The 14,961-nt window shown below is 67.4% G+C and carries 18 protein-coding genes and 1 pseudogene; 3 read left to right on the top strand and 16 right to left on the bottom strand.

Features of this window, described 5'->3' with window-relative positions:
• The first annotated feature begins 309 nt into the window (after positions 1 to 309).
• The 3 genes and pseudogenes from AB0I10_RS12620 to AB0I10_RS12610 all read left to right on the top strand — a co-directional run.
• Complete coding sequence (locus tag AB0I10_RS12620; protein WP_363152404.1) at positions 310 to 723, top strand: hypothetical protein; 414 nt, start codon at positions 310 to 312, stop codon at positions 721 to 723.
• 563 nt (positions 724 to 1,286) lie between these two features.
• Positions 1,287 to 2,963: an FAD-dependent oxidoreductase gene (locus AB0I10_RS12615; RefSeq protein WP_363152402.1), complete on the top strand. Its 1,677-nt coding sequence runs from the start codon at positions 1,287 to 1,289 to the stop codon at positions 2,961 to 2,963.
• A 104-nt stretch (positions 2,964 to 3,067) separates the two neighbouring features.
• Positions 3,068 to 3,225, top strand: a pseudogene (locus AB0I10_RS12610) (transposase); the annotation flags it as partial.
• Between the two features lie 14 nt (positions 3,226 to 3,239).
• Here AB0I10_RS12610 and AB0I10_RS12605 read toward each other — a convergent pair.
• From AB0I10_RS12605 to AB0I10_RS12530, 16 genes are all read right to left on the bottom strand, one after another.
• Positions 3,240 to 3,479, bottom strand: a complete 240-nt coding sequence (locus AB0I10_RS12605; RefSeq protein ID WP_363152408.1) for a hypothetical protein — start codon at positions 3,477 to 3,479, stop codon at positions 3,240 to 3,242.
• Positions 3,480 to 3,609: 130 nt separating this feature from the next.
• The gene (locus tag AB0I10_RS12600) at positions 3,610 to 4,680 is read right to left on the bottom strand and encodes an N-6 DNA methylase (RefSeq protein WP_363152401.1); all 1,071 of its coding nucleotides are present in this window, start codon (positions 4,678 to 4,680) and stop codon (positions 3,610 to 3,612) included.
• 160 nt (positions 4,681 to 4,840) lie between these two features.
• Positions 4,841 to 5,431 (bottom strand): hypothetical protein, encoded by a 591-nt coding sequence (locus AB0I10_RS12595; protein WP_363152400.1) that lies wholly within the window; start codon positions 5,429 to 5,431, stop codon positions 4,841 to 4,843.
• Positions 5,432 to 5,439: 8 nt separating this feature from the next.
• Complete coding sequence (locus tag AB0I10_RS12590) at positions 5,440 to 5,967, bottom strand: hypothetical protein (RefSeq protein ID WP_363152399.1); 528 nt, start codon at positions 5,965 to 5,967, stop codon at positions 5,440 to 5,442.
• 108 nt (positions 5,968 to 6,075) lie between these two features.
• On the bottom strand, positions 6,076 to 7,101 hold the full coding sequence (locus AB0I10_RS12585) for a DUF3560 domain-containing protein (RefSeq protein ID WP_363152398.1): 1,026 nt from the start codon (positions 7,099 to 7,101) through the stop codon (positions 6,076 to 6,078).
• Positions 7,098 to 7,331, bottom strand: coding sequence for a hypothetical protein (locus AB0I10_RS12580; RefSeq protein WP_363152397.1), 234 nt, complete (start codon positions 7,329 to 7,331; stop codon positions 7,098 to 7,100). Before AB0I10_RS12580 ends, AB0I10_RS12585 begins: the two co-directional genes overlap by 4 nt.
• Positions 7,328 to 7,645 (bottom strand): hypothetical protein, encoded by a 318-nt coding sequence (locus AB0I10_RS12575; RefSeq protein ID WP_363152396.1) that lies wholly within the window; start codon positions 7,643 to 7,645, stop codon positions 7,328 to 7,330. Before AB0I10_RS12575 ends, AB0I10_RS12580 begins: the two co-directional genes overlap by 4 nt.
• A gap of 81 nt (positions 7,646 to 7,726) precedes the next feature.
• The gene (locus AB0I10_RS12570; protein WP_363152395.1) at positions 7,727 to 8,035 is read right to left on the bottom strand and encodes a hypothetical protein; all 309 of its coding nucleotides are present in this window, start codon (positions 8,033 to 8,035) and stop codon (positions 7,727 to 7,729) included.
• A gap of 78 nt (positions 8,036 to 8,113) precedes the next feature.
• Complete coding sequence (locus AB0I10_RS12565) at positions 8,114 to 8,449, bottom strand: hypothetical protein (protein WP_363152394.1); 336 nt, start codon at positions 8,447 to 8,449, stop codon at positions 8,114 to 8,116.
• A 98-nt stretch (positions 8,450 to 8,547) separates the two neighbouring features.
• Positions 8,548 to 8,712, bottom strand: coding sequence for a hypothetical protein (locus AB0I10_RS12560; RefSeq protein ID WP_363152393.1), 165 nt, complete (start codon positions 8,710 to 8,712; stop codon positions 8,548 to 8,550).
• Entirely contained in the window at positions 8,709 to 9,167 is a 459-nt protein-coding gene (locus tag AB0I10_RS12555; protein ID WP_363152391.1) for a hypothetical protein, read from the bottom strand. The genes AB0I10_RS12560 and AB0I10_RS12555 overlap by 4 nt, the downstream gene beginning before the upstream one ends.
• 27 nt (positions 9,168 to 9,194) lie before the next feature.
• Complete coding sequence (locus AB0I10_RS12550; protein WP_363152390.1) at positions 9,195 to 9,713, bottom strand: hypothetical protein; 519 nt, start codon at positions 9,711 to 9,713, stop codon at positions 9,195 to 9,197.
• On the bottom strand, positions 9,710 to 10,123 hold the full coding sequence (locus AB0I10_RS12545; protein WP_363152389.1) for a hypothetical protein: 414 nt from the start codon (positions 10,121 to 10,123) through the stop codon (positions 9,710 to 9,712). Before AB0I10_RS12545 ends, AB0I10_RS12550 begins: the two co-directional genes overlap by 4 nt.
• Positions 10,124 to 10,643: 520 nt before the next feature.
• Entirely contained in the window at positions 10,644 to 11,489 is an 846-nt protein-coding gene (locus AB0I10_RS12540) for a hypothetical protein (protein ID WP_363152388.1), read from the bottom strand.
• A 103-nt stretch (positions 11,490 to 11,592) separates the two neighbouring features.
• Positions 11,593 to 12,597 (bottom strand): hypothetical protein, encoded by a 1,005-nt coding sequence (locus AB0I10_RS12535; RefSeq protein ID WP_363152387.1) that lies wholly within the window; start codon positions 12,595 to 12,597, stop codon positions 11,593 to 11,595.
• 210 nt (positions 12,598 to 12,807) lie between these two features.
• Positions 12,808 to 14,952, bottom strand: coding sequence for an LAGLIDADG family homing endonuclease (locus tag AB0I10_RS12530; protein WP_363152386.1), 2,145 nt, complete (start codon positions 14,950 to 14,952; stop codon positions 12,808 to 12,810).
• Positions 14,953 to 14,961: the final 9 nt, after the last annotated feature.

Here is a 14,961-nt window from a genome sequence, read left to right as displayed (position 1 = left end):
GAGGGCTGTGGCGCGTGCTGTTCACCGAGACCTTGGAGTGTCAATGCCGCGTGGGTCGAGGTCTCGCGTGACATGAGTCGCATCAACGGACCAGATCGCCCGAGACGACGAGCGAATCGGACCAGATCGCCTGAGATAGGGGCCAATTCGCATGAGACTGGACAGCCCGAATCGCAGCCCACATCGAGGGGTAGTTCTCATCGGACCTTGACCGGTCTCACCGAAGTTTGACGACCGTCCCGTTCGTCTCATCGATGTTTGATCACCGCTAGGGGTCTCTTGTGGATCACGCCGCGTACCCTCGGCTCCATGCCCCGCCATCCGAAGAAGCCCCGCCGGCTGGTCGCCGACGGGCGCGCGTACCTGTGGACGCTCCGCCACAGCCACTGCGTGATGGACAGCGGCCGGTCCGCGGACTGCCGCGAGACCCTGACGCTGTACCCGCAGCCGGCCGGCACCGGCGGCCCGCTGCGCATCGTCTTCGTCGAGGGCCCGGGCCGGTACGTCCCGGGAGGGTTCCCCATGGGCTCCGGGGACGTGGGGTATGTCCGGGGCGGCTCCCTTAACCTGCACGAACCGGGCGCCGTCCGGGCCCTGCTCGACGCGGCTTCGGCCCGCGGGTGGCAGCCGGGGGAACGGCGGGCGGTGGAGGTCGACGGCTGGCCCCTGCTGGAGGCGGCGGCCGCCTCGCGAGCCGGGGACGCCGGCCCCGCGGGCCCGTAGGGGGTGACTCCGACCTCCCCTCGGACCGGCCCATCACACCGCGATCAAACTTCGGTGAGACGGGTCAAACTCCGTTGAGACGGGGCAGTTCCTCCTGCTCGGCGGCCACCGCGCGGACCAGCGGCGGTCACGTATGCGTCAGGAACACCGGATCCTTACCGGCCCAGTCCCGGGGTTCGTTCAGCGATTCCTCAAGAGTGCATGCCCGATAGAACAGCTGCGGCCGGTCGCGCCGCAGCTCCCGCCACGTCCCTAGGCCGTTTCGTGTTTCGGAATGGCCTGCGGCTCACATGAAGATGGCGGCGAGGTGGAGTCCGGTTCGGTGGTTGTCGAGTGGACATCCTGTGATGACGCCATCGGTGGCAACGCTCCGGGTTGCCCTTATGTGACAAGCCGCTGATCTGTTCCAATCCGGGGCCAGTTTCGGGGATGCCCAGGTGGTTCAGGATCAGATCGACCTGCATTCAGGTCGGTTCAGGTGGTTGGTTCGGCTGCGTTTCCGTTCGGTGGCCGAGCCGATGAGCGCGACAACAACAATGACGAGATGGAGCATCGCTGTGGCCATGAGCCCTGATCTCGGTTCGGTGGCGGTGCTGGGCGGCGGCGTCGCGGGGTTGACCGCGGCACACGAACTCGCTGAACGCGGTTACCACGTCACGGTGTACGAGCGCAATGACACACCGGGCGGCAAGGCTCGCAGCATGGACGTGCCGGGCACCGGCACCGGTGGGCGTCTCCCGCTGCCCGGCGAGCACGGCTTTCGCTTCTTCCCGGGGTTCTATCGCAACCTTCCGGACACGCTGCGACGCATCCCGTATCCGAACAAGTCGGGCAGCGTCCACGGAAATCTGGTGGACGCCACCGAGTGCCTCGTGGCCCGTGACGGCGGCCGCCCGAACTTACGGTTTCCGGTCCGTACGCTGGTGTCGTTACCCGTTCCGGGGTCGCTGCTGCCCGGTGCCCTAGTGCAAGGCCTGGCCGGGCTTCTGGACACCGCGCTGAACCTGCCGCCCTTCGAGGCCGTCCACTTCCTCGGCCGCATGCTCGTCCACATCACCAGCTGCGAGCTCCGGCGGACCGAGCAGTGGGAGAGGGTGCCGTGGTGGGAGTTCATCAACGCCGACGCCATGTCACGGGAGTATCAGCAGCTGCTCGGCGTCGGGATCACCCGGGACCTTGTCGCCATCCAGGCCGAGGTGGCGAGCACGCGCACCGTCGGCCGCTTCACCCAGGCGTTCATCTACAACCTGCTCGGCCGCGGCAACGACGGCGAGTTCGACCGGGTGCTCAATGCGCCGACCAGCGTGGCATGGATCATGCCCTGGGAGGACCATCTCCGCGGCCTCGGTGTCGAGTTCGACTTCGCCACCGAAGTCGAGGAGCTCGTCTACGACGGTGGCCGGATCACCGGCGTCAGGGTGAGGTCCACGAGAAGCGCAGCGGCCGATACCGTGGTCGCCGACCACTACATCAGCGCCATGCCCGTCCAGGACGCCCGCGCCACCTGGGGCGTAGAGCTTCGCGCCGCCGACCCTCAACTCAAACGCTGCGACCGGCTTCGGACGGCCTGGATGGTCGGAGTGCAGTTCTATCTGCGTACCCGCATGCCACTCGTGCACGGACACGTGATCTATGTGGACTCGCCATGGGCGCTCACCTCGGTCAGCCAGGCGCAGTTCTGGAAGGGTCGTGACTTCCACTCGGCCTACGGCGATGGAGAGGTGGCCGACTGTCTCTCCGTGGACATCTCGGCATGGGACAAGCCGGGGATTCTGTACGGAAAGCCCGGGATCAAGTGCACCCCGGACGAGGTTCGGCGGGAGGTCTGGGCGCAGCTCAAGGCGGGGCTGAACGGCGCTGGGCGGCGAGTGCTCGTCGACGCGGACCTGCACTCGTGGTTCATGGACCCGGCGGTGACCGGCCTCGGCGGACCTTCACCGTCCAACCGTGAGCAGCTGCTCATCCACCCCGTGGGCACCTGGTACGACCGCCCGTCGAGCCGCACTGCGGTGCCGAACCTCTTCCTGGCCGGAGACTACGTTGCCACCGACATCGATCTCGCAACGATGGAGGGCGCCAATGAGTCCGCGCGGCGAGCGGTCAACGCCCTGCTGGACGCGGACGGTTCGACGGCACCCCGCTGCCGAATCCGGCGGCTCTACCGTCCGCCCGAGCTGACGTTCCTCCACAAGCTCGACGAGTTCAGGTACCGGTCCGGCCTGCCCAATCTCTTCGACTGAGGCCCGACCGTTTCTTTCCGATCATTTGACCGTTGGGGCTGGCGGCCGTGTCGTCGACTGACGCGCAGAGGGCGTGGATCGAGACATTGCTGCCGAACAGGATGCCGAAGCGAGGCAGGCGACTGCGTGACCACCGACAGGGATCGATGCGATCGCCTGGAAGTGACGGACCGGCTCGCGGTGGAGGGACCTGCCCGAAGAATTCGGCACCTGGAAGGGTGCCTACAACAGGCTGCGGAACTGGGCGATCGACGGGACCTGGGAAGCCCTGGCGCATCATCCGCCCCACAGCATCTCGGTCGCCTCGCTGCGGGTGGTCCGCTCAAGGATGTGCAGGTTGATGCCGTGCGCTTTCGCGGACGGGGCTGCCACGTTGTGCACGTACTCCAGTGTGCGCGGATCCTCGGAGGCGTCGCCGACGTTGGCGAACAGGAACGTCCTGTAAGGGATGGCCTCTTGGGCCGCGAGGGCGAGCAGGCAGGTGCTCTGCAGGTCTCCGCCATAACTGACGCTCATCAGTGGGTTGCTGTGTCCGCGGGTAGGCGGGCGGACGGTCCGGCCAGTGTGAGGGGCGGCGCGGTGGGGTGAGTTGGGCGGCTGGGCATCAAGGCTCCTGTGGTGTGGTGTGGTTGGTGGATCACAGGTGTCAGGCTGCGGCGGCGACCTGGTTCAGGAGCTGCTCGGCCTGCCTGACGGCGGCGACCATGCGGGCCGTGCCGAGTATCTGGTCGCGGTGCTCGATGACGGCGCGCGCGTGCTTAATGGCGTCTTCGACGGCGTTCGGGTTGGCCAGGGAGTCGTCGCAGGCCACCGTGACGTTTGGGCCCAGGCCCCAGACCAGGCAGTTGACGGCGGCGCAGGCGGCGGCGATGAGGCCGATGTCGACCATCGACCATCGGTAGTCGGCCGGCTCCAGACCTTCGCGGCGCAACAGCTGAGCCGCGGACCGCAGCATGCCGCCCGTGCCGGAAGCCGGATCGTGGACGTGCTCGTTGGGCTTGATGCCCTTAAGGCGACCGACTTGAAGCTCGGCGACGACGCTGCCAATGACTGCCTCGGCGATGGTGTCGGTGACCGGGGGCGGCGTGTGGTACTCGCCGAGACCCTGCTGGGCGCCGAGGGAGCGCAGCAGCGTCAGGGTGGGTGACAGGACATCGGCCTGCGAGCGCACGTAGGGGTCGGCATGGCCAGTGATGTCGAACAAGCCCCGCTCTAGTGCCGCCTTGGTGACCATCCGTACGACGTACATGCGGTGCCGGTCCGGCTCCGGCTCGTCGTTGAGCCACTCGTGCAGGATGCGTGCGCGGTCGATCAGGTCAGGCCGGTGGATCCAGTGCACCGACCAGATCTCGCGGTACATCGTGATCAACTGTCGGTCGTCCTGGGCGAGGATCTGCCGCCCCAGATCGGGCCCGTTGGCGTCCTTCTGCCGTATGAGGGCCAGTGCCGCGACGAGTCCGATGGGCACCTCGATGTGTGTCCCGCCGTGCTGTTTGTTCCACGCGTTGGCGACGGCCTCACCGACCTGGAAGGCGCGTTCGGAGGGGTCTTTGAGGAAGCTGTCCGGTCGGCGGGGTTGCTGCGGCCGGACCGGCGTAGTGGTCTCGGTAGCCGTGAAGGCGGCAGGCACCGGAGTGGGCGCGGGTGTCGGGACGGTGGGGGCTTCGGCCGGCATCTCCGGCTGGAGGGAGGCGAAGAGGTCGAGCTGATGGGTCATGTTCGGTGTCCTTGCGTGAGGGGGTGTGGGAATGCGGCGGCCCGCCCCGCGGTGATCGCGGAGCGGGCCATGGAGTCGGCGGGATTCCCCTTCCCACCTCTAGTTAAATTCTACTATGTTTGTGGGGGTGGGTAACTGCGATGGTGCAGGTCGGGACGGGTTAGTCGTGATCGAACCATAGAAGGCCGTACGGGGTCTGGCGGAGGACGCTCGTCGCCCCGTGCAGGATGTCTGCACGCACCATCTCCCACTCGATGCGGCCGAACTGATCGCGGTAGAGATCCAAGTCCCACGCTGCAGGCGTTCCGGCGAGCGACTGCAACACATCGTCGAGCGACGTGCCGAACCCGATGACGCTGTCCCGGTACGTCTCATGCCGCACGGCCAGCTCCTCGCGCCACTCCTCGCCGCGCAGCCGCTCGCCCCGCTCGCAGGCGAGCGGCCATCCGTGCTCGGGTGTGATCGCTCCGGAGTCGGCCAGCGCCGCCCATGCAAGCGCCCGCTTCCTGCTGAGAACCGCAGGGAGGAGCGTGACCTCGCTGATGACCAGGCCCGCCCACTGGTCGGGGTGTTCCATGCGCGCCAGAGCCTCCGCGTGGAGCGTGTGTGCAGCGGCGCGCGCCTGCTTCTCCGAGCGCGCCGAAGGACGCGGGATGAGGTAACCCCAGCTCCCGCTGTCCTCATGCGGGTCGTGCAGAAGGACACGCCAAATGTCATAGGGAGCGGTGACGGCGCGGCGGGGCGAGATCATCGAGCCGCCTACTGAGGTGCTGCGCCATGGGTGGTGAACTCGATGACGGCCGCTGCGCGTACGGCAGTGGCTGGGCACGGCCCCAGGAGCCTTTCCAGTCCGGTCAGCAGGCCCGGCCTGTCGTCGCTCCGCCAGGCCGCGGCGATCGTGCCGAAGAGTTCAGCGACCTCCTTGACGGTGGTGCCGTGAACGGTGCGGCAGTTGCAGGTGTCTGTGGCGTACGCGGCGAGTGCGGCAAGCAGCCTGGAGTGTTCACTGTTCGGCGTGCAGCCGGGGTGGCGCTTCAGGGGGCGGGCTCGACGAAGGTGGCTGTAGAAGCGCGGCCCCTGCCAGCCGCAGGCGAGGCAGTGCACGAGCCAGTGCGCGTCGCTCCCCGGGTAGCCGTCCAGTGGCGCCCAGCCCAGCTCGTCGATGCGGGCCAGGGCTATGACCGCCGACGTGAGATTGCGGGGTGTGGGGTCAAGGCGCGCCAGGTAGGCGCGGATGGCGTCGGCCAGTTCGCCGTCCCGGGCGGCCGGCGTGGTGATGGTGGTCATGGTGCTTGCGGAGTCCTTGTCGTTGGGTTCGCTGCGGGGGTGAGGGCCCCCCACCCCCGTTGGCTAAAAACAACTATGCTTGCGGGTGTGGTTAAGGGGCTGCTTCCGCTACCCGGCCTTGTGGGTGTCGATGTGCTGCTGCATCTCGTCGGCGCTCATCCGCCCGGTGACCTCGTCGTATGGCACCGTCCATGTCCAGTCGAGACTGCTGTCCTTCGCGTGCACGACCTTCTTGCCGATGCCGTTGTGAATGTGCGGGATCGTCACCGACTTCGGATTGACCCGGAGGACCTCGTACCAGCGGCCGCGCGATTGGACGTAGTCGCCGTGGCGGAAGTCAGCCTTCGACCACCGCTTGAAGCCGTCCGCCTTCGCCTGCTGGATGATCTCCTCCCAGTAATCGATCTCCTCGGTCAAATCCAGGCGCCTCCGGTTGAGTTCTGCGACCGTGTCGGGGTTGCCGATGTCGCGGGAGTAGCCGCCTGCGGACTCGCCCGCAAGCCACTTGTCGACGCGGCGCACCTCCGCCTCCAGCTTGGCGATGCGACGCAGCGTCGTCGGTGGATGCTTACGGAACTTCTCATAGCTGGCGGCTGCGTTCTCGCGGCGTACCCAGTGCGAGGCCCGCTCGCCTTCCGCGATCCCCTTGCCCATCGTCGTGTGGATACGGTCGCGGAAGTTCCGGTCCCGCCGTTCCGAGTGGTGGCCGACCAGGATGGGCTGCCCGAACGGTATGGAGGAGGCCATCTCTCGTGCCTGGCCGCGCAGTGCCTCGGAGTTCGTCGCGGCGTTGTCGGCGTATGTGCCGTACCGCTCGGCCCGGTCCTCGGCGCGCTCGACCCGGTGCGCCTCCGCCTCGGCGAACGTGCGCCGCTCATCTTCGTTGACTGTGACGGTCACCTCGAAGCCCTTGTTGCGCAGTCGCTCAGTCAGCAGGTCGATGCTGGGCTGGACAGCCCGCTTGTCGCGGGAGTGCGGCAGGTACCAGCAGTCCAACATGCGCGACCACTTGAACGGCAGGCGGCCGCTCCAGCCGTAGTTGCGGAGCTTGAGGATCTCGGCGGATCCGTCTCCGCGCGCGGTACCTGTAACTACCGTGCCGTCGCGGCGGGTGTGTTCGATGGCGATGCTCACGAGCTGCTTTCCTTAAGGTGGTTGATGGGGTCGGGGGTGAGACGGCGGCGCGTGTACCAGCCGCCGTATATGTCCTGAGCTGTGGTGTGGCTGGTGCTCAGCCGGTACCAGGTGCCGGCTGCGGGAGGCGTGTCCACCTCCGCGATCTCGAACGGGACAGGACTGCCCCCGCGGTCGGATACGTGCTGCCCGTCGAGATGGCGCAGCCACACGGTGTCGCCGACGTTCACGAGGGGGCCCCGTTCGCAGCGTCGCTCCGGCCGGGGTGGACGATCCGCGCGGCCGCAGTGAGCGCGCATGCCTCAGCGTGGCGGCCCAGGTGGATCAGGGCGCACACTTCGAACATCAGTACCCAGTGGCAGGCGGGCACGGTGTCTGCGAACTCCTCATAACTCAGCGCCTTCTTGGGGGCGCTGCGGTAGCGCCAGGCGCGGCGCACTATCTGTTCCATGGCCGCGGTGGCGCGGCGGATCTGGCGCGAGTTCAGATCGAGTCGGGTGATGATCTCCGCTGCTGTCAGCAGCGGAAGGCGTTTGTGCAGCACGAATGTGCCGGTCCTTTCAGTCCATGAGGTGCAGGGGCTGCGGGCCGGGACTGCGTCCGCGGGCCCGGCCCGGCCGGCGGATCAGTAGGACGCGATGCCGAAGAACAGCCAGCCCTTGTCGCCAGAGTCGGTCGTGAGCGGCAGCGCCCCGGCCGGTCCCCACTTGTCGTGGATGCGGGGATCCCCGGCACGGATCACTTCCTTGGCGCGGGCTATGGCTGACGCTTCGCTGCGCTGGGGCTCGTCGAAGAGCGTGACTTCGTCCTTCTCGGCGACGGTTCCGGTGTAGCCGCCGTGTCCGCGTTCCCAGGCTGCTTCCTCGCGGGCGGTAGTCAACGCGGTGTCGAGGTCCGGGCCTGTGGCCATGGTGAAGAATTCAATGGCGCCCATCAGGTGGGTCCTTCCGTGAGTTTGCGGTGTCGGCATGGCGCCGCCCGCCCCGTTCGGGGCGGGCCGAAGATGTGCGCCTCAGCGGATGTGCACCCGCGGGCGGCTGGTGCGCATGACGCGTGGCGTCCGGCACGAGCGGCGCGAGGTGCGGCGGCCGATGAACTGTGCCGCCGTCACGGTGCGTACGGCGTCCTCGACCAGAGCCTTGCGGGTGTGGTTGTCGACCATCTGGCCCCACATCTCCATCGCTTCGCCGTCGTCGGGGGTGAGGTCCCACTGCCGCGCGTAGCTGTGCCAGGCGTCGACCATGGTGATCGCGGCCAGGTTCATGGCTGCCTCGGCCTGCTCTTCGCTGATGCTGTAGCGGGTGGCGATGCTGAGCACGGCGAGCGGGTCATGGAGCGGAGTGTTCAACGAAGTGGTCCTTCTCTGGTTGTTGGTCGGGGTTCCCCCCTTCCTGATAACTAAATTCTACTATGCCATGAGGGGGTGTCAAACAGTGTTCTCGCAGGTCAGAGCTCCGCATGTGGCTCACGCGGCGGCACGTTCACGAGCACGACACCGTCCTCGGCGAGCCGCATGATCAGCCCGTCGGCCAGATACACACAGGTGACCGGGGCCGTGCCGGGCCGGAAGTCCCGTAGTGCGGCGATCAGGGCGAGCCGGGGGTCTATCACGACGCCACCGCCAGCGAAGAACTACGGCTCGACCGGCTGCGGATGCTGGCCGCGCCAGCCCGGCGGACCTCGGCACGGTGAGCGGTGACCCGGCAGGCCCCGCACAGCGGCTCGTTCAGCCGGAGGTGCCCCTTGACGCCGCTGCTCGTGCCGCACATTCCGGCGCGCGTGGCCAAGCGTGTGAGGGGCGGCGCGCCTTCAGCGTTGGCCACCACCTTGCCGTCGATCCACAGCCGGGCCGCGCACACGCCGTCGAAGTGGTTCGTGTGCGGACGCACCAGCTCGTAGCACTCGTCCATGAACGGGCAGATGTCGGCGCAGTCCTGCATCAGTGGCGCGCACTCCGCGACGAGCTTGTCGGGCGAGCGCACCAGGGTGGCGTCGGGTATGTAGCCGCTCACGCCGGCGCACGGAGTGCTGTTGACCCAGGCGGCGTTCTTGGTGGAGGTGATCACAGGCGTATTTCCTCGAAGCGGGGGAGTTCAGAACAGGGCAGGCTGCGCGACGGCGGGTGGGAGGATCGCGTTGTACGCGGCGGCGGAGCGCAGTGAGAGCGTCGCGGCCCGGGTGGTCCAGGAGGCGTAGAACAGCTCCTGCCACAGCTCCGGCGTCCGGTAGGGCAGTGGGCACGTCACATACTCGGCGTCGTGGGCCTGCTCCTGGGTCACGGCCTGGTGCAGCGCCCCGTAGCGCACTGCTGTCAGCCGTGTCTGGGTGATGGAGTGAACGGCCGACCACGGCAGTTCGCCGGCACGCGTGGCCGCAGGGGTCTGGATCTCGTACCGGAAGCCGCCCGGTGACTCTGCCCAGCGGGCGCGGCATCCCGCGTCGGGCTCACCCGGCAGCCGCAACGCACTCATTCGCCGAGCACCGTCGGCGAACTGCCTTCTGCCCCACGCGGCCCGGTCCTGCAGGCTGGGCAGGTCGATGAACTCCAGCAGCAGAGCGGGGGTTAAGAAGTCGTGGACCGCCATCTGTAGGTCGTCGTCGGTGAGCGTCATGCTGCCGCTCTCGGATGGAAGTGCGGGCAGGAGACCAGATGGGCTTTCACCGCGGTGGTGACAGGGATAAGTGCGAGGTTGCCGGGGTTCTCGTCGGCGGGGTCGGTGGGTGTCGTGTCGAGGATGCGGCAGCGCCAGGATGGGGCGACGTCGTCCTCCGGCACGTGCGTGACATGCCAGCCCATCAGTCTCGCCCGGTCCAGCGGCAGGGCGTCCCCGCTTGCGACGGCGATCACGCTGCCGTCCTCGGTGAGGGCGCAGACGGCCAGACCGCCGCGCGTCTCGACGTACGGGTGAAGACCAGCGCCGGTAAGGGCCGTGATGAGGTCGCCGTAGGCGGCGAGAGCCCTCTCTTCCTCCGGGCCGTAGTTGGTGCGGATGGCTGCGACAGTGACGGCGGGATCGCTCACTTCTCTCCAATCTCAAATTAACGCAGCGGCCTATTAATTCCCCTGCGTCGACCTCTTCGGGCTTAGCGGCTCTGATGCAGATGGGTGTCAAAGTCCCCGCTGGCCTGGCCTCTTGGCTGATTCAGGACCGGCGCGAGAACGCCATCCATGCGCGAGTGGCCAGTCGGGTGCAACGCAAGCCCCAGGACGGGCGGGGTGTCCGCATGGCGTGCCGTCGCCGAGATCGGCGCCCGCCTGTCGTCCGGGGGCTGGTGGGTGCGCAGCTCATGGAGCCCCGCATTGATCCAGACGGTCGCCCTGGCGCCGGCGGGCTGGACTCGGAACGAAGTTGCGCAGTTAAAGGCGTGTGTCAGACCGTCAAGGCTGAGGCGTGCCCGGCCGTCGGTGAAGCGGGGGTTGATCACGATGCGCTCCAAGGGGAGGTGAGCGGGCCCCTCCCGCTCGTAGCTAAATTCTACTATTTATGGGTAGGGGTGCAAATCCCCTCGACCCGGCCTGAAGTATTCCTATCAGAAACGGCCTATTTCTCCCGACGCGTTGACCGCACACGGTCCTCCGGCGCGGCATCCCGCCGTGCACGCCGCATCTCCGCCACCCTTTGCCGCGCCACATCCGACAGGCCGTCCCCGCCCGGCCTTCGCCGGACCTCCGCCAGCACCCGATGATTCGCCGACCGCTCAGCAGCATTGCGCTTTGCCTTCTCTGCCCGTTCCTGCACTTCCCGCTGCGCCCGCGGGCTCGTCCCGCATGCCCGGCACGAACGCCCCGGCACATCCGGATGAGCAGAGCACTCGCCCCCAGACTCCGTGCCCGCCTGTGAGAACTCGTCGCCAGCGGCATCCGATTCCCCCGCGGCGTCAGCCGTGGGGGTAGGGGGGTTCTTCTTCTCTGGGTATTGGCTGTGGTTACTACCTATAACGCCTGATCCACCTGCGACGGGTGAACCGACGACTGGAGAACCGATGTCTGAAAAGCCGTCGTCGGTCCCGGAATCAGTGTTCTGCTCCAACTTCCGGCCCAGCTTCCGCGCAAGCCGCTGCGCTTCCTGGTCCCGATACTCCTCCGCCACCCATCCTTGCGGGCTGTCATAAACCTCCGTGACCCGCGTTAGCGTCCCGTCCGCATGCCGCTCGTTCACCACCCGGTAGTAGCCGAACGTCTTGAGCTCCTTCACCGCCTCCCGCACGGCGTCCCGGCCTTCCTTGCCCGCCTTGGCGATCGACTCAGTGCGCACCGTCCACGAATCCGGCTTCGCGATCAGATAGGCGAGGATGCCCCGCGCCCGGAAGGACAGCCGAGAGTCCTCCACGGAAGCTGTCGGCATCACCGTGAAACCGGTGCTCAGGTGGCGGCGCAGAATCGTCACAGGGAATGTCTCCAAGGCAGTGCAGAACGGCCATATGAGGCCGCGAACGATCAAGAAAGGTGGTGGTGGCCCCACACCGCGCGCGGGGCCACCACAAGGGCTGTCAGGCGGACTCGCGGGCCCGCGTGACCTTGATGGAGCGGGCGGTCTTGTGCCCGGCCACCTTCCGGCGCGGTACGACCATGCCGGCGCGACGCAGAATCTGGATCATGGCCTCGGTATCGGGGACCATCGGCACCACGAGCTCGGCGTCCTCGAACTGATCCACCATCGCCTGAACATCGGGCTCTTCCTTGTCGTTGCCCCCGCCCCAGCCCAGGTGATTCGCCCCGTAGTTGCCTTCGGGCGAGTCGTCGAGCATCGCCCGGACCTTCTCCTTGACCCGCTTGCTCTCGCGGAACCGCTCATGGGCGCGGACATAGTCCGACAGCGCCTTGGCGCGGTCCGCATCGTCACGGATCAGGACCGTCTGCGCAGGCTTCCCTGGCGCTGCTCTGGGCCAGCAGGCGTCCACGAACGGGCAGTTGTCGCAGACCACCGACAGCCCAGGCCCGTCGTGGTCGCGCCTTAGGTCCTCCGGTGAAGCGGCCTCCAGCACACGGTCCACCCACCAGCGGGCCTCGGCCGCCAGCCATTCATCGAAGGGGAACTCCTGGACATGCTCCTCGCCGTTGTCACGGCACACGAACCTGAAGCGGATCCGGGCCACCTCAACAGGGCCCAGGCGGTGCAGGTACCGCTGACCGGAGATATCCGCGAACCCGACCGTACGCAGCAGCGACGCATAGAGCAGAACCTGCCGCATCTCCGCCGCCGTTGGCCCGTACCGCACCACCCGGTCCCAGACCCGCGACGACTTCGTCTTCACGTCCTCCACCGTGACGACGTCGGACGGCTCGATAGGCCGATGCCGCTTCGGCAGACGCGCGGCCGTGGCCGCATCAAGCTGAACCACATCGATGTGTCCGCGGATCACGTCATCCGATACCGACCGCTCTACGAGCCAGTTGTACTCGCGCCGGGCATCCTCCAGGAGACCCTTGTGGATGTACGTGCCCAGGATCGCGGCGCGCTTGTCGCCTTCGTTCGTACGCTCAGCGCCGGCCACGATGTATCCGGCTCGGCGGGAGCAGATGGTGTCTGACGCGCCCAGTTGCGTCTGGCGCGAGCGCGGCCGCCGTGTGTCAGCGGCATGCGCGGCGTCCCAGATCGATATCGGGGACGGCGATTTGAGAGTCCTCGTGGTCAAGGCAGTCTCCAAAGAGAGCATGCTGGGGCCCGGCCCGTCACAGCGGGCCCCAGCGGTGGTCGGGTGTGGTCAGGCGGCGGCGAAGTCGTCGCCCGGCGGTGCCTCGACCTCGGCGGCATCGGCGTCCTGCTGCGCGGCGGCGCGCAGACGCGCAGCGTCGCTTGTGGGATCGGACAGCTTCTCCGGCTTCTTCAGTTCGGCGGCCCGTCGCTCAATGTCAGCGCGCACCACGCGGATCTCCTCGTGGGACAGGTCCTTGTCCGCCTCCACCTCACGCCACAGCTGCTTGAGGCCGTCCACTCCGTCCTTCGCAGCGGCCGTGACCTTCGGCAGCCACACCTGCGCCAGGTCCCCGGTCAGCTCCGGCGTCGCCCTGGGCTGCGTGTGAATGGAGCAGCCCATCAGCCCGAACACCAGCTTCTCGATGGAGAAGTCCGGCACGCTCTTGGGCTGGCCTTCGCGCAACACCTGGAACTTCAGCGAGCGGGCGCCGATGATCTGCGGCTCGCTGTCGCGCCGCAGCCGCACCCACACCGTGGCGTCGTACGCGAGGGACTTGTGCCCCTCCACCCGCCAGTCCTTCGTGTTCTGGACCGGGTCGCCGTTCCCGTCGACCGCGGCGACCTCCTTGCCGCGAGCGAGGAGCAGCACGATGCCCGGCATCGTGCGCACTAGGTACATGACCTTGGCCCACCGCTCGTAGGCGTCGTTCCACAGGTTCATCGATGGCTTGACCTCGGCGTCCGGGTCCTGGCGCAGTTTGCGCTGCCCCGTCTTGGAGCGGCGAGCCCGGTCGTTGGTCCAGTTCACGAGCATCCGCCACAGCAACGACACCGAGTCGATCACCAGGACCACGGGCGGCTCCTTCGCGGCCGCCGCCCGCTTGGCCTCGGCATGGACCGCCTCGATCTGGTCGAGGATGTCGCGGTAGGAGCCGTTATGGTCGACCAGGAGATAGTCCGCTCCGGGAACCTGCGCGTACTCGTCGGCGGTGTCTTCGCCCAGCTCCAGCCAGAACGCCTGGCCGGTGAGCTGCGAGCCGGTGAACTGGGCGGCGACGTATGAGTTGTGGGTCACGAGGAAGTGCTCGGTCACATACAGGTGGTCGTCGGCGGCGACCTCGATGCAGCGCGCTTCCTTGTGCCCGATGAAGGTGACTTCAGCGACGGTCCGGATCGGACCTGTCGTGAAAGAAGGCCTGGTCCGCTGCCACTGCTCCACCTTCCGCTGAAGTGCGAAGGGGCACTCGCCTTGCGGCAGACGCACCCGTAACCGGTGCGAGACCAGTCCTTCGCGGCGTTCCCCGTCCGGCCTTCGGTACCAAGTGGCCTTGGTGCGTGTGGAGGCGGTGCCGCCGAGGGATTCCACCAACTCGCGGAGGTCGGCGGCGAGAGCTGGTGATGAGGTGGAGTACGTGGAGGCCGCTCGCTCCATGCCGCCGTCGGTATCCATCAGGCCGCGCAGAAGCGCCAAGCGGTCCTGCGTATTCGCCCGGAGATACTGCGTCGGGATGAATTTTTCCTCGCTGCGCTTTCCATGCAGGCCAAGAGACTTGAGATGAGCGAGTGTGGAGCCGCCGGTGATGCGTGCGCAGACCCCGTCGGCGGCCCGCTTCAACCGATCAGATGGAGGAAGCGCGGCCTCCACCGCATCGTGCAGTTCTTCGTCCCCGCTGGCGAACAGGACGGCGCTGACTGGAGTCATCCCACCGTCACCCAGCAGAAGGCCCAGCAGGTAGGGGCCTATCGGCAGGTCAACGCGGTTGGGCGCATAGTGCACCGGTCCCACCATCGGGAGGTGCATGACTTCGCCGTGGGTGAGCCGCTCCCGGATCTCGTCCGTGGTGATTACCCGTCCAAGGTGGCTCACACGCCGTCCGTTCTTCTGACGATGCCGGTCGCGGGTCGTCCAGACACGCCAGAGATGATCCCCAGCTACTTCAGTGGATGCGCCATCGGACGTGGTGACCCGATAGATCGGCAGCATGCCCCGGTCGTGCACGGCCGTGACGATGGTGGTCTGGCCGCCCGAACCGATCACCTCGGCGCCGGGCTGGAGTTGTCCCATGGGCGTCCAGCCGAGAGGGGTCGCGACCAGAGCGTCGAGCGGCTGGGCCTTGCCGGCTTTCTCTTCTCCTTCTACGAGCAGCTTCGGCCACGGGACGATCCCGGTGGGCTTGCGGGTGCGGAGCTTTGGTACGGGTGGGGTGGACATGCACTACTC

It is taken from the genome of Streptomyces sp. NPDC050636 (assembly GCF_040654775.1).
Classification (GTDB): Bacteria; Actinomycetota; Actinomycetes; order Streptomycetales; family Streptomycetaceae; genus Streptomyces.
The sequence above is the reverse complement of the archived record's forward strand: the minus strand, read 5'-3'. Positions and strand labels throughout refer to the sequence as shown.